The sequence below is a fragment of the Pseudomonas sp. MDT2-39-1 genome (assembly GCF_054898085.1).
Genome location: NZ_CM142716.1, coordinates 3,336,629 through 3,348,329 on the forward strand (window position 1 = coordinate 3,336,629; position 11,701 = coordinate 3,348,329).

General features: G+C 55.5%; 4 protein-coding genes, 2 tRNA genes, 3 rRNA genes and 2 pseudogenes. 6 read left to right on the top strand and 5 right to left on the bottom strand.

Annotated features, from left to right (window positions below):
• Window positions 1-70: 70 nt before the first annotated feature.
• From ACYZTM_RS15910 to rrf (ACYZTM_RS15930), 5 genes are all read left to right on the top strand, one after another.
• Window positions 71-147: transfer RNA gene (locus ACYZTM_RS15910), tRNA-Ile, on the top strand.
• Window positions 148-156: 9 nt separating this feature from the next.
• A tRNA-Ala gene (locus ACYZTM_RS15915) sits at window positions 157-232 on the top strand.
• A 239-nt stretch (window positions 233-471) separates the two neighbouring features.
• Window positions 472-3,363 (top strand): 23S ribosomal RNA (locus ACYZTM_RS15920).
• A 154-nt stretch (window positions 3,364-3,517) separates the two neighbouring features.
• Window positions 3,518-3,633, top strand: a 5S ribosomal RNA gene (gene rrf, locus ACYZTM_RS15925).
• Window positions 3,634-3,740: 107 nt separating this feature from the next.
• Window positions 3,741-3,856: ribosomal RNA gene (gene rrf / locus ACYZTM_RS15930) — 5S ribosomal RNA — on the top strand.
• A 76-nt stretch (window positions 3,857-3,932) separates the two neighbouring features.
• On the opposite strand, the pseudogene ACYZTM_RS15935 reads toward rrf (ACYZTM_RS15930), so the two are convergent.
• The 4 genes and pseudogenes from ACYZTM_RS15935 to ACYZTM_RS15950 form a co-directional block, all read right to left on the bottom strand.
• Window positions 3,933-4,728: pseudogene (locus tag ACYZTM_RS15935) on the bottom strand (PepSY-associated TM helix domain-containing protein).
• 71 nt (window positions 4,729-4,799) lie between these two features.
• Window positions 4,800-7,301 (bottom strand): annotated as a pseudogene (locus ACYZTM_RS15940) (TonB-dependent siderophore receptor).
• A gap of 88 nt (window positions 7,302-7,389) precedes the next feature.
• Window positions 7,390-8,403 carry a FecR domain-containing protein gene (locus ACYZTM_RS15945; RefSeq protein ID WP_461983378.1) on the bottom strand — a complete coding sequence of 338 codons (1,014 nt, stop codon included), beginning with the start codon at window positions 8,401-8,403 and terminating at the stop codon, window positions 7,390-7,392.
• A complete protein-coding gene (locus ACYZTM_RS15950; RefSeq protein WP_461983380.1) occupies window positions 8,403-8,903 on the bottom strand; it encodes a sigma-70 family RNA polymerase sigma factor in 501 nt (166 codons plus the stop codon). Before ACYZTM_RS15950 ends, ACYZTM_RS15945 begins: the two co-directional genes overlap by 1 nt.
• Window positions 8,904-9,205: 302 nt before the next feature.
• On the opposite strand from ACYZTM_RS15950, the gene ACYZTM_RS15955 reads away from it, so the two are divergent.
• Window positions 9,206-11,086: a methyl-accepting chemotaxis protein gene (locus ACYZTM_RS15955; protein ID WP_131063508.1), complete on the top strand. Its 1,881-nt coding sequence runs from the start codon at window positions 9,206-9,208 to the stop codon at window positions 11,084-11,086.
• 145 nt (window positions 11,087-11,231) lie between these two features.
• On the opposite strand, the gene ACYZTM_RS15960 is transcribed toward ACYZTM_RS15955, so the two are convergent.
• A complete protein-coding gene (locus ACYZTM_RS15960) occupies window positions 11,232-11,699 on the bottom strand; it encodes an SRPBCC family protein (protein WP_461983383.1) in 468 nt (155 codons plus the stop codon).
• Between the last annotated feature and the right edge of the window lie 2 nt (window positions 11,700-11,701).

An 11,701-nucleotide genomic window follows, 5' to 3' on the forward strand; every position in this document is an offset into this window, starting at 1 on the left:
AAGAAGACGATAGAAGCAGCTTTAAGCTCCAAGCTGATAGCTCACAGCTAACAGTTACGCGCTCGAAATTGGGTCTGTAGCTCAGTTGGTTAGAGCGCACCCCTGATAAGGGTGAGGTCGGCAGTTCGAATCTGCCCAGACCCACCAATTTTGTATGGGGCCATAGCTCAGCTGGGAGAGCGCCTGCCTTGCACGCAGGAGGTCAACGGTTCGATCCCGTTTGGCTCCACCATTAACTGCTTCTGCTGTTAGAGTTTAGAAATGAATATTCTGAAGTGAATATTGATTTCTAGTCTTTGATTAGATCGTTCTTTAAAAATTTGGGTATGTGATAGAAAGATAGACTGAACGTTACTTTCACTGGTAACGGATCAGGCTAAGGTAAAATTTGTGAGTTGCTCTTAATTGAGTATTATCGAATTTTCGGCGAATGTCGTCTTCACAGTATAACCAGATTGCTTGGGGTTATATGGTCAAGTGAAGAAGCGCATACGGTGGATGCCTTGGCAGTCAGAGGCGATGAAAGACGTGGTAGCCTGCGAAAAGCTTCGGGGAGTTGGCAAACAGACTTTGATCCGGAGATGTCTGAATGGGGGAACCCAGCCATCATAAGATGGTTATCTTAAGCTGAATACATAGGCTTAAGAGGCGAACCAGGGGAACTGAAACATCTAAGTACCCTGAGGAAAAGAAATCAACCGAGATTCCCTTAGTAGTGGCGAGCGAACGGGGACTAGCCCTTAAGTGGCTTTGAGATTAGCGGAACGCTCTGGAAAGTGCGGCCATAGTGGGTGATAGCCCTGTACGCGAAAATCTCTTAGTCATGAAATCGAGTAGGACGGAGCACGAGAAACTTTGTCTGAATATGGGGGGACCATCCTCCAAGGCTAAATACTACTGACTGACCGATAGTGAACTAGTACCGTGAGGGAAAGGCGAAAAGAACCCCGGAGAGGGGAGTGAAATAGATCCTGAAACCGTATGCGTACAAGCAGTGGGAGCCCACTTTGTTGGGTGACTGCGTACCTTTTGTATAATGGGTCAGCGACTTATTTTCAGTGGCGAGCTTAACCGAATAGGGGAGGCGTAGCGAAAGCGAGTCTTAATAGGGCGTCTAGTCGCTGGGAATAGACCCGAAACCGGGCGATCTATCCATGGGCAGGTTGAAGGTTGGGTAACACTAACTGGAGGACCGAACCGACTACCGTTGAAAAGTTAGCGGATGACCTGTGGATCGGAGTGAAAGGCTAATCAAGCTCGGAGATAGCTGGTTCTCCTCGAAAGCTATTTAGGTAGCGCCTCATGTATCACTGTAGGGGGTAGAGCACTGTTTCGGCTAGGGGGTCATCCCGACTTACCAAACCGATGCAAACTCCGAATACCTACAAGTGCCGAGCATGGGAGACACACGGCGGGTGCTAACGTCCGTCGTGAAAAGGGAAACAACCCAGACCGTCAGCTAAGGTCCCAAAGTTATGGTTAAGTGGGAAACGATGTGGGAAGGCTTAGACAGCTAGGAGGTTGGCTTAGAAGCAGCCACCCTTTAAAGAAAGCGTAATAGCTCACTAGTCGAGTCGGCCTGCGCGGAAGATGTAACGGGGCTCAAACCATACACCGAAGCTACGGGTATCACTTAGGTGATGCGGTAGAGGAGCGTTCTGTAAGCCTGTGAAGGTGAGTTGAGAAGCTTGCTGGAGGTATCAGAAGTGCGAATGCTGACATGAGTAACGACAATGGGTGTGAAAAACACCCACGCCGAAAGACCAAGGTTTCCTGCGCAACGTTAATCGACGCAGGGTTAGTCGGTCCCTAAGGCGAGGCTGAAAAGCGTAGTCGATGGAAAACAGGTTAATATTCCTGTACTTCTGGTTATTGCGATGGAGGGACGGAGAAGGCTAGGCCAGCTTGGCGTTGGTTGTCCAAGTTTAAGGTGGTAGGCTGGAATCTTAGGTAAATCCGGGATTCTAAGGCCGAGAGCTGATGACGAGTGTTCTTTTAGAACACGAAGTGGTTGATGCCATGCTTCCAAGAAAAGCTTCTAAGCTTCAGGTAACCAGGAACCGTACCCCAAACCGACACAGGTGGTTGGGTAGAGAATACCAAGGCGCTTGAGAGAACTCGGGTGAAGGAACTAGGCAAAATGGCACCGTAACTTCGGGAGAAGGTGCGCCGGTGAGGGTGAAGCATTTACTGCGTAAGCCCATGCCGGTCGAAGATACCAGGCCGCTGCGACTGTTTATTAAAAACACAGCACTCTGCAAACACGAAAGTGGACGTATAGGGTGTGACGCCTGCCCGGTGCCGGAAGGTTAATTGATGGGGTTAGCTAACGCGAAGCTCTTGATCGAAGCCCCGGTAAACGGCGGCCGTAACTATAACGGTCCTAAGGTAGCGAAATTCCTTGTCGGGTAAGTTCCGACCTGCACGAATGGCGTAACGATGGCGGCGCTGTCTCCACCCGAGACTCAGTGAAATTGAAATCGCTGTGAAGATGCAGTGTATCCGCGGCTAGACGGAAAGACCCCGTGAACCTTTACTATAGCTTTGCACTGGACTTTGAATTTGCTTGTGTAGGATAGGTGGGAGGCTTTGAAGCGTGGACGCCAGTTCGCGTGGAGCCAACCTTGAAATACCACCCTGGCAACTTTGAGGTTCTAACTCAGGTCCGTTATCCGGATCGAGGACAGTGTATGGTGGGTAGTTTGACTGGGGCGGTCTCCTCCTAAAGAGTAACGGAGGAGTACGAAGGTGCGCTCAGACCGGTCGGAAATCGGTCGTAGAGTATAAAGGCAAAAGCGCGCTTGACTGCGAGACAGACACGTCGAGCAGGTACGAAAGTAGGTCTTAGTGATCCGGTGGTTCTGTATGGAAGGGCCATCGCTCAACGGATAAAAGGTACTCCGGGGATAACAGGCTGATACCGCCCAAGAGTTCATATCGACGGCGGTGTTTGGCACCTCGATGTCGGCTCATCACATCCTGGGGCTGAAGCCGGTCCCAAGGGTATGGCTGTTCGCCATTTAAAGTGGTACGCGAGCTGGGTTTAGAACGTCGTGAGACAGTTCGGTCCCTATCTGCCGTGGACGTTTGAGATTTGAGAGGGGCTGCTCCTAGTACGAGAGGACCGGAGTGGACGAACCTCTGGTGTTCCGGTTGTCACGCCAGTGGCATTGCCGGGTAGCTATGTTCGGAATAGATAACCGCTGAAAGCATCTAAGCGGGAAACTAGCCTCAAGATGAGATCTCACTGGGACCTTGAGTCCCCTGAAGGGCCGTCGAAGACTACGACGTTGATAGGTTGGGTGTGTAAGCGCTGTGAGGCGTTGAGCTAACCAATACTAATTGCCCGTGAGGCTTGACCATATAACACCCAAGCAATTTGAGCGTAAAAGCCAGATTGCGGTGTGTGAAGACGAAACGAACCGAAAGTTCGAGATACTCACAAAACACCAAACTATCGCATACCCATTCGCTGGAGCGTGAACCTGAAAAGGCCCACGACCTGGCTACCGAATTTCTTGACGACCATAGAGCATTGGAACCACCTGATCCCATCCCGAACTCAGCAGTGAAACGATGCATCGCCGATGGTAGTGTGGGGTTTCCCCATGTGAGAGTAGGTCATCGTCAAGATTAAATTCCGAAACCCCTATCTGCGTATGCAGGTAGGGGTTTTGTTTTAGTAGAAGTCACCAATTTTGCTGGCACGTTACGGCTGTAACGGGCTGGTCACCGAATTTCTTGACGACCATAGAGCATTGGAACCACCTGATCCCATCCCGAACTCAGCAGTGAAACGATGCATCGCCGATGGTAGTGTGGGGTTTCCCCATGTGAGAGTAGGTCATCGTCAAGATTGAATTCCGAAACCCCTGTCTGCTAACGCAGACAGGGGTTTTGTCGTTCTGGAGCCCTAAAAACTTCACTCCAGACTACTCTTTGCGCGCCTTACTGCTTCTGCGAGCCACCAACTTGCGCCACCAGATATAGTTCCCGGTCACCGACAGCACTGCAATCAAAATACCCAACACGGCAACTTGACTTGCCCGGTGAATCCAATGATTCGCCCTCCGTGTATCGGCAATTGCAGCCTGTAAAAACGTTCTCCCAAAGTGCCCTGCCCCGCGATCTCCTGTCCTAATAAACGCCCGTCTGCGCCATGGAAGAACAGCCAGGATTTACAATGGGCCTCAGTATCATGTTGCCCAAAACCCGCCCCATAGAAGTTGTACTCAAAGCTGTAATACAACTCCCCGATCGACGCCGTCAACTCCAGTCTTTGACCTTGCTTCAGCGCACGCTCATAAGCCTGTTGATAACTCAGTCGAGTCAGGCCCCATTCCTCAGCGGCTATGAGCCCACGGGATTCAGCCCCTTCTGCTCACCATTTACTGGGTCCAGATAGAACACCTGGTTGGGCTCGGCGAAAGGTTTTCCAGTCGATGGATCGGTACGTGCAACGGCTGCGAGTAAGGCCGTATGCCCCACATCGTCCGGGTACTTCATGTACCAGACCTGAAGGCGCGGATGCTCGTTTTGCAGCTTGTCGACCAGATCCCCAGGAGGCAGACGCTCACCCTCGGATGTCGCCAGATAGAACACTGGGTTGAGCCATTCATCCAGTTCATGATTGAACGCCAGAATGCTGCATGTGATCCCTGCCATCAGCAGAAACAACGCTGTGGCCAAGCCGATGTGGCGATGAAGTAAAACCAGAAGTGTGCGCATGGAATTTTCCTGCAGAGACGACAAAGCCAGCCCCTGGAGTCAGGCGCTGGCTTTGTAGGAATAACGAGTGATTAGAACTGGTAACTCACCGTGGCGGCGACGTTGCGTTCTTCGCCCAGATAGCAGAAGTTCAGGCTGGCACAGGACGCCACGTACGACTCGTTTGTCAGATTGTTCGCATTGAGGCGTACGTCCACGTCCTTCAACCCAATCTTGCCCAAGTCATAACCGACAGAGGCGTCAAACAACGTGTAGGACGGCACCTTCATGGTGTTCTCCGCATCGGCCCAGCTATAGCCGACATACCGCACACCACCGCCCAGACGTAGGCCATCGAGTACCGCGCTGTCGAATTTGTAATCTGCCCAGACCGACGCCATATGACGCGGCGCCTGGGTCGGCGAGTGGCCCTTGTTCTCGATGACGTCGGTGGGCGTACTCAGGGTGCTGACCATAGACTTCGAGTATTCAATGTCAGTGAAGGTGTAGCTGCCGAGTACTTTCAAATTGTCGGTCAGTTGCATGTGCGCTTCCAGTTCCAGGCCTTGGGAGCGGACGGCGCCTACAGCGCGGTAGAAGTTTTCTTGCGGCAGTTTGGTCGCAAGGTTTTCCTGATCGATGCGAAACAGTGACGCGGTGAACAAGTTGTCGGTGCCCGATGGCTGATACTTCACGCCCACTTCCCACTGCGTCCCATCGGTCGGTGCCAGAGGATTGCCGGCACTGTCCGAGTAGGAGTTCGGGTTGAAGGACTCGGAGTAGCTGATGTAAGGCGCAATGCCGTTATCGAACAGGTACAACGCGCCTGCACGACCGGTCAGCTTGGTTCTTTTGTCGCTGATTTCTGTGCCGACGGGGCGCTGCGCTTCGGCCAGTCGGTTTTCATCGGAGGTCTCGACCCAGTCCTGACGCAGGCCCAGGGAGAAGCGCCACTTGTCCATTTCGATCAGGTCTTGCAGGTAGACGCCAGTCTGTTCCAGGCGACGCAGGTAGCTGGTCGTGCCATAGAAGTCGATATTCGAGTTGCCATACACCGGGTTGAACACATCAATCGGTGCAAGGGCGCCGCTGGTCCAGTCGACGACAGTCTTGCGCCGTTGGTAGTCCGCACCCAACAGTACCGTGTGTTTGGTTGCGCCGGTGAAGAACTCCGCTTGCAGCATGTTATCGACAATGGAGGCATGAAGTTTCTCGTCGCCACCGGTGTAGTAACGATTCAACTCATGACTGCTCGGTGTGGTCCAGCCATAGGCGTAGACCTGATCCAGCTTCACCTTGGAATCGAGATAACGGAAGTTCTGCCGTGCAGTTAAGACGTCGTTGAAGCGATGCTCAAACTGATAACCGAAGGATTGCTGATCACGCTGAAAACCATCAATGCCCGGCTCTCCCTCGAAGAAGTGCGGTGAGATGCGATTGCCGTTGCGCTGATGAATTGTCCCATTGGCCGGCATGCCGCCGTGATAGCCGCCGTCGGGATCGTGTTGCAGATAGGCCTGCAGGGTCAGCGAGGTATCTTCGGTGAAGTCGAGGCTCACCGTAGGCGCCAGGGCGAAACGCTTTTCCTTGTTGTAATCGAACTGCGTGTCGGACTGATCCGCCAACCCTGTCAGACGATAGGCAATGCGCTTGTCGTCATCCACCGGGCCGCTGAAGTCGAAACCCATGCCACGCTGGCCTTGGCTGCCCACGGTGGCCTGGATCTGATGATAGGGCTCATACAGCGGTTTCTTGCTGGTCAATGCCACCAGGCCACCCGGCGAACTGCGACCGTAAAGTACCGATGAAGGCCCTTTGAGAATGTCGACACGCTCCAGGAAGTACGGGTCCACCTGCATGGTGCTGTAGGTGCCGCTATCGCCCATGGATTTGAGGCCGTCGAGGTAGATGTTATCCACCGAGCCGTCGTTGAAGCCGCGCATCGCCACGTAGTCATAACGGTGGGTTGCGCCATATGGATTGGTCAGCACGCCCGGGGTGTAGCGCATGGCCTGGGAGACGGTTTGCGAGCCCTGGTCGTCCATTTGCTCGCGGGTGACCACCGACACGCTTTGCGACGTTTCCAGCAACGCGGTACTGGTCTTGGTGGCGATCTGGCTGTGCGTCGCGTTGTAGCCGTCCATGCTGCCCAGTGCGTTACCGAGGGCAAAGCCTTTGATGTCGGTGGTGGGCAATGCCAGTGATCCAGTTTCAGCGGCAGGACGCAGCACATAGCTGCTGCCATCCTGGCGCAAGGCCTCAAGGCCCGAACCATCGAGCAAATGATTCAGCGCCTGATCGACTGAATGGTCTCCCTGCACACCCGGTGAATGGCGCCCGCTGGTTTGCGCAGGCGTAGTCGACAACGTGATGCCGGCCTGACGCGCAAACTGGTTGAGCACATCGCTCAATGGACCGGCACCGATGTTTTAGCGATGGCTGCTGACTTCACTGTTCTGCGCCGCAACCGAAAGTGTTGGCAACCAGCCGACCCCCAGCACGGTAGAGAACAGCGCCGCGCGAACGGCACCGTGCAAAATGCAGGTGTCCGCAGTGAAACAAGGAAGGTTCTTACCGATGGCGCGCACAGTCATTGTAGGTTTCCGTAGGAAGTCGCTGAAGTCAGAGTTGAAGTGCTTACTGACTAAGCCGGGCTTGCACGGAAAACCCGCCAAAAATAATTCAGACTTGCCGCTCCAGCGTCACCCACCAACGAGTGCGGTAGCGCAACTGCACCGGCAGGGTTTGCGGGAGTATGGCCAGCAGCTTATCGGAGTTCTCCAGACGGAAGACTCCGGACAGCCGCAAGTCCGCAATGTCCGCTGAGCACGTCAAATAACCGTGTCGGTAACGTGCGACTTCATTGAGAAAATCCCCCAGGCGCATGTTGCGAGTGACGATCAGGCCATCGACCCACGCACCGGCATCCATATCCAGAGGCGCAGCCAGCTTCGCCTGGTGGTCATCGATCAAATAACTCTGTCCGGCCTGTACCCGAATCGGCTCACCGTCGGCGGCCCGTGGCGAATGAATCGCGACCATGCCGCTGGTGACACTGAGGCGTGTGCAGTCATCCTCCTGACGCAGGATGAACCGCGCCCCCACACCTTCATACACGCCGTGACGACTGTGCACCCGCAACGGTCGATCAAATGAAGACGCTTCGTCGATCCCGCCGCAGGTCACGATGATTTCGCCGCGCGTCAGTTTGATCAGCCGTTGCTGCGCGGTGTAATCGAGATCCACCGCGCTGGCGGTGTTGAGCTCCAGGCGGGTGCCGTCGGGCAATTGGAAACCACGTCGCTCGCCGGTGGCGGTTGCGAAGTCGGCGGTCCACTGCTGCCAACCTACCGCATCCTTGCCCAGCCATGCCGCAGAACCCATCAGTAATGCGCCCGACAGCAACTTCAGAGCCTGTCGTCGTCCCAATCCCTGAGCGCTGTTTTCCAGCGTGTTGAACGCGACTTGGGCGCCGGGCACCGCGCGCAGATTGCTGCTCAACTCTGCTTGCAGGGACTGCGCCCGCTGCCAAGCCAGTTCGTGTTCAAAATGCTCTGCGCGCCAGACATCGCATTGCTGGCGCAACCTCGGATTGGCCGCGTTGTTGCGCAGCCGCAGCAGCCAATTGATGGCCTGTTTGACCACCTGCTGATGAGGTTCGCCGCGCCGGTGAAGTGACGAGTTATCCACAGACATCACGCTTCATACCGCAAGACGTAGCAGTGATACAGCGCATCAGCGACATAACGCTCCACCGAACGCATGGACAAGCCCATCTGCCCGGCAATCTGCTTGTGGGTAAGTCCTTCGCACTGCGCCAGCAGAAATGCCTGACGCACTTTCGGCTTCAGGCCTTCAAGCATGCGGGCGATGCTTTCCAGCAATTCGAGCACCAGCGCCCGCGCCTCGGCACTCGGGGTGTGGGCTTCGGGCAAGCGAGCGATGGTTTCCAGGTAGGCGCGCTCGATTTCCTCACGGCGCCAATGGTCGATGACCAAGCCACGGGCGATGGTTCGCAAAAAGGCGCGGGGCGCCTTGAGTTCCAGGCGTTCGGTTCTTTGCAACAGGCGCACGAAGGTGTCCTGCGCCAGGTCTGCCGCATCGGCTGCATTGCCTAATCGAGCGCGCAGCCACGCGTTGAGCCAACCGTGATGGCTACTGTAAAGCGTCTGTACTGCAAACTCAGGTGAGGACATGAACGCGACAGCCCGAACGTCACAAATGATAATTAGTCGCATTGTCATCAAGGGTCACGGAATTTGCAACTGCCGGGCGAACAACCGTCATCACAAAAATGCTATTCAACCGCTCTAGCATGCCGTTCGGCGGGAATGCCGGGCTTTTCTTACAAACCCCTAAGATTTCTCCGACTCGTGCCGACAGACTGGTGAGACATGCGTGCACCAAAGTAGAGCGGACGAAGAATGCCGCCTGCGCTGTTACATGGAATGTTGCACCTGGAACGCATCCCCACTTTTTGCATAAGAAGTCCCATGAAATGAATCTCAAATTCAGCCATAAAATCCTTCTGGCCGCCTCTGGCGTCGTGGTGCTGGCTTTTGCGTTGTTCACTTTGTACAACGACTATCTGCAGCGAAACACCATCCGGCAAAACCTCGAATCCTCCGTCCAGCAAGCCGGCGATCTGACCGCCAGCAGCGTGCTTAACTGGATGAGCGGCCGTGTGCTGGTGCTGGAAAACCTCGCACAGAACGTCGCTCATCAAGGCGCCAACGCGGACCTGCCAGGTCTGGTTGATCAACCAGCCTTCACCTCGAACTTCCAGTTCACCTACGTTGGCCAGGCCAATGGCGTGTTCACGCAACGCCCCGACGCGAAGATGCCGGACGGTTACGATCCGCGTCAGCGTCCCTGGTACAAACAAGCCGTGGCTGCCGACAAGACCATGCTGACGCCGCCGTATATGGCCGCCGTCGGTGGTTTGGTGGTGACCATCGCGATGCCGGTGAAGAAGAACGGCGAATTGCTCGGTGTGGTCGGCGGTGACCTGAGCCTGGAAACCCTGGTGAAGATCATCAACTCGGTGGACTTCGGTGGCATCGGCCACGCGTTCCTGGTCAGCGCTGACGGTCAGGTGATCGTCAGCCCGGACAAAGACCAGGTGATGAAAAACCTGAAGGACATTTATCCAAATTCGGGCGTGCGCATCGAGAAGGGCAATCAGGACGTCACCCTGAACAAGCAGGACCGCATCCTCTCGTTCACCCCGGTGAGCGGTTTGCCGAATGCCGAGTGGTACATCGGTCTGTCGATCGACAAGGACAAGGCCTACGCACCACTGAGCCAATTCCGCACCTCGGCGCTGATCGCAATGTTCATCGCCGTCAGCGTTATTGCAGTGCTGCTGAGTTTGCTGATCAACGTGCTGATGCGTCCGCTGACCACCATGGGCCGCGCGATGCAGGACATCGCCCAGGGTGAAGGTGACCTGACCCGTCGTCTGGCCGTGGAAAGCAAAGACGAATTCGGCGAGTTGGGCGGTTCGTTCAACCAATTCGTGGAGCGGATTCACGCATCGATTTCTGAAGTGTCTTCGGCGACCCGTCAGGTGCACGATTTGTCGCAACGGGTGATGGCATCGTCCAACGCCTCGATCGTCGGTTCCGACGAACAAAGCGCGCGTACCAACAGCGTGGCGGCGGCGATCAACCAACTGGGCGCCGCTACTCAGGAAATCGCCCGCAATGCTGCCGATGCTTCGCAGCATGCCAGCGGCGCGAGCGAGCAGGCGGACGACGGTCGTCAGGTGGTGGAGAAAACCATCCTGGCCATGACCGAACTGTCGCAGAAAATCAGCCTGTCCTGCACCCAGATCGAAACCCTGAACGCCAGCACTGACAACATTGGGCATATTCTGGATGTGATCAAAGGCATCTCTCAGCAGACCAACTTGCTCGCGCTCAACGCCGCCATCGAAGCGGCGCGTGCCGGTGAGGCCGGCCGTGGTTTTGCGGTGGTGGCGGACGAAGTGCGCAACCTGGCGCATCGCACGCAGGAGTCGGCGGAAGAGATCCACAAGATGATCACTTCGCTGCAGATCGGTTCTCGCGAGGCCGTGACGACCATGAACGCCAGTCAGGTCTCCAGCGAAGAGACTGTCGAAGTGGCAAACCAGGCAGGTCTGCGACTGGTCAGCGTGACCCAGCGTATCGGCGAAATCGACGGCATGAACCAGTCGGTGGCCGCGGCGACCGAAGAGCAGACCGCCGTGGTGGAAACCCTCAACGTCGACGTCAACCAGATCAACTTGCTGAACCAGCAGAGCGTGGCCAACCTCAATGAAACGTTGAAGGATTGCGATGCGTTGTCGTTGCAGGCGAACCGGTTGAAGCAGTTGGTGGATAGCTTCAAGATCTGATTCAGGTCAGTTCTACTGCGTTATGGTTCTTCGCGAGCAAGCCCGCTCCCACATTCGACCGCATTCCTTCCGAGGCAAACCGGTCAAAATGTGGTAGCGGGCTTGCTCGCGAAAGCGGTAGAAAAGTCACCGCCAAACCAAAGCCCTACGCAAACAGCTTCAACACATTATTCATCGCATCATCCGCAAACCCCTGCACAAAATCTTTGAACCCCGGCAACGCCTCATCACCCCCCTGCGCCGGTTCGGCAATGATGGTCCAGGTCGCCCGCGACTGGCCCGCACCCAGCGGCTCAACACTCATCGCCGCCCACAAATTGGCCACGCCCAGCGTGTTGTAAATCGTGGTCCACGTCATGTTCAACGCCTGGTCATCCCGCGAGTTGAGTTGCTCGACCACCAGGTTACCGTCCTTGAAAAATTTCTTGCGCAGCGACGACACGCCTTCGCCCGTCATCTCGATGTGCGACAGCGCCGGAATGAATTGATCGAAGCCGGCAAAGTTGCCGACCACCGCCCAGACCTTCGCTGAGTCAGCCGGCACTTCTACTGAAGACACGACGTGGCAGCCTTGAGGGTTTTTGATCAGGGTATCGGGTTGCAGAGTGCTCATGG

What these genes read in the sequence shown, in the direction of transcription:
- ACYZTM_RS15955 (WP_131063508.1), top strand. Translation starts at nt 9,206, where the DNA reads ATGAATCTCAAATTCAGCCATAAAATCCTTCTGGCCGCCTCTGGCGTC.
- ACYZTM_RS15960 (WP_461983383.1), bottom strand. Translation starts at nt 11,699, where the DNA reads ATGAGCACTCTGCAACCCGATACCCTGATCAAAAACCCTCAAGGCTGC.
- ACYZTM_RS15950 (WP_461983380.1), bottom strand. Translation starts at nt 8,903, where the DNA reads ATGTCCTCACCTGAGTTTGCAGTACAGACGCTTTACAGTAGCCATCAC.
- ACYZTM_RS15945 (WP_461983378.1), bottom strand. Translation starts at nt 8,403, where the DNA reads ATGTCTGTGGATAACTCGTCACTTCACCGGCGCGGCGAACCTCATCAG.